Genomic DNA, 2,167 nt, shown 5'->3' with positions numbered 1-2,167 from the left:
ACTTGCCGGGATAGGCGCTGAAATAGGTGTCGAAGAACCGTTGGTGGTCGCCCCAGACGGTGCGCATCTGGCCCGGCCAGCTGTCGGTGATGCACAGATTGCCCGAGGTCGCGCCCTCCAGCACCACGCCGTCGGCGTCGACCAGTTGCAGCTCGACGCCGGGCAGCGGCTTCGTCGCCGATCCGGGCTTCAGGTCCGTGGCGCCGGGCAGGGGGGAGACGAGAATGCCGCCGGTCTCGGTCTGCCACCAGGTGTCCACGATCGGGCAGCGGCCTTCGCCGACGACCTCGTGATACCAGCGCCAGGCTTCGGGGTTGATGGGCTCTCCGACGCTGCCGAGCAGGCGCAGGGATTTCCGCGACGTCGCCTTCACCGGCCCGTCGCCCTCGCGCATCAGGGCCCGCAGCGCGGTGGGGGCGGTGTAGAAGATCTCGACCTGGTGCTTGTCGACCACCTGCCAGAAGCGGCGGTGATCCGGATAGTTGGGCACGCCCTCGAACATCAGCGTCGTCGCGGCGTTGGCCAGCGGGCCGTAGACGCAATAGCTGTGGCCGGTGACCCAGCCCACGTCGGCGGTGCACCAGAAGACCTCGCCGGGGCGGTAGTCGAACACCAGCTCGTGGGTCCACGCCGCCCAGAACAGATAGCCGCCGGTGGTGTGCAGCACGCCCTTGGGCTTACCGGTCGAGCCCGAGGTGTAGAGGATGAACAGCGGGTCCTCCGCATTCATCGGCTCGCAGGGGCAGTCGTCGGAGACGCCGTGCTTGGCCTCGCCGTAGCGCACGTCGCGGCCGGCCACGATCGGAATGGCGGCGTTGGTGTGGGAAACGATCAGCACCTTCTCGACGATGCCCGCTCCCGGCTTCTGAAGCGCGGCGTCGACATTGGCCTTCAGCGGCACCCGCTTCCCGCCCCGCAGGCCTTCGTCGGCGGTGATGACAACCTTCGATCCGCAGTCCTCGATCCGGCCCGCCAGGCTGTCGGGGGAAAACCCGCCGAAGACCACCGAATGGACCGCGCCGAGGCGGGCGCAGGCCAGCATCGCAACCGCCGCCGCAGGGATCATCGGCATATAGAGGGTGACGCGGTCGCCCTTAACGACCCCCAGGCCCTTCAGCACATTGGCCATGCGGCAGACTTCGGCGTGCAGTTCGCGGTAGCTGAGCTTGCCGGACTGCGCCGGTTCGTCGCCCTCCCAGATGATGGCCGTCTGATCGCCGCGTTCGGCCAGATGCCGGTCGAGACAATTCCAGGCGACGTTGAGAACCCCGTCCTCGAACCAGCGGATGCGGAAGTCGGCCCTGTCGAACGACACATCCTTGATGAGGGTCGGCGGCGCCATCCAGTCCAGCCGGCGCGCCTGTTCGCTCCAGAAGGCCTCCGGCGTCTCGCGCGCCGCTGTGCGGGCCGCTTCCCAGGACGCGTGGTTCATGCGTGCGCGCTGCGACCACTCGGACGGGACGGGATAGACCTCGGGGTCGGACATGCGCTTGTTCGTGCTCTCAGAGGACGCCGCTGACGGACAGGAAGGCGTGGGCCATCAGCCAGAGGATGCCCAGAAAATTGATCGTGAACACCCGGCCGCGCAAGGCGCCATCGTCGCCGCCGCACTGGACGGCGGTGTGCAGCAGGCGACCGACCAGGAAGACCCAGGCGGCGGCGACGTCCCACACGGTAACATCGGCCGTCAGGATCAGCAGGATGGCCGCGATCCAGGCGAAGACCGGCGCCTCGAACTGGTTGGCCAGGTTGCGCTGGAGGCGGGCGGACAGGGGCGGGTCGCCGTCCGCACGGGCGAAGTCGTTCGTCGCCGCCTCGCCGCGCCGCACGACCACCAGCCGCGCCCAGGTCAGGCCGGCGTAGAGGCAGACGACCAGTCCGAAATGCAGGAACAGCGGCAGCAGCAGATGCATCGCCGCGGGCGGCATGAGGGAGACCTCACTCATGCAGGTCGACGTCCTTCCGGTCCTTGATGAACAGGAAGCCGACCACCACCGTGACCAGCGCCACCACCACCGGATACCAGAGGCCGTAGTAGATATTACCCGTGGCCGCGACCATGGCGAAGGCCGTGGTCGGCAGGAAGCCGCCGAACCAGCCGTTGCCGATGTGATAGGGCAGGGACATGGAGGTGTAGCGGATGTTGGTCGGGAACATTTCCACCAGC

At 67.9% G+C, this 2,167-nt stretch carries 2 protein-coding genes and 1 pseudogene; all 3 read right to left on the bottom strand.

The annotated features are described in order from the left end of the window. Positions 1-1,486 (bottom strand): acetate--CoA ligase (gene acs / locus V6M42_RS00125; protein WP_332676323.1); only part of this gene is annotated, 1,486 nt, incomplete at its 3' end. A 16-nt stretch (positions 1,487-1,502) separates the two neighbouring features. Next, entirely contained in the window at positions 1,503-1,946 is a 444-nt protein-coding gene (locus V6M42_RS00120) for an MAPEG family protein (RefSeq protein ID WP_332676321.1), read from the bottom strand. Further along, a pseudogene (locus tag V6M42_RS00115) lies at positions 1,939-2,167 on the bottom strand (MFS transporter); the annotation flags it as partial. The gene V6M42_RS00120 and the pseudogene V6M42_RS00115, both read right to left, overlap by 8 nt.

The organism is Brevundimonas sp. (genome assembly GCF_036677305.1).
Classification (GTDB): Bacteria; Pseudomonadota; Alphaproteobacteria; order Caulobacterales; family Caulobacteraceae; genus Brevundimonas.
The sequence above is the reverse complement of the archived record's forward strand: the minus strand, read 5'-3'. Positions and strand labels throughout refer to the sequence as shown.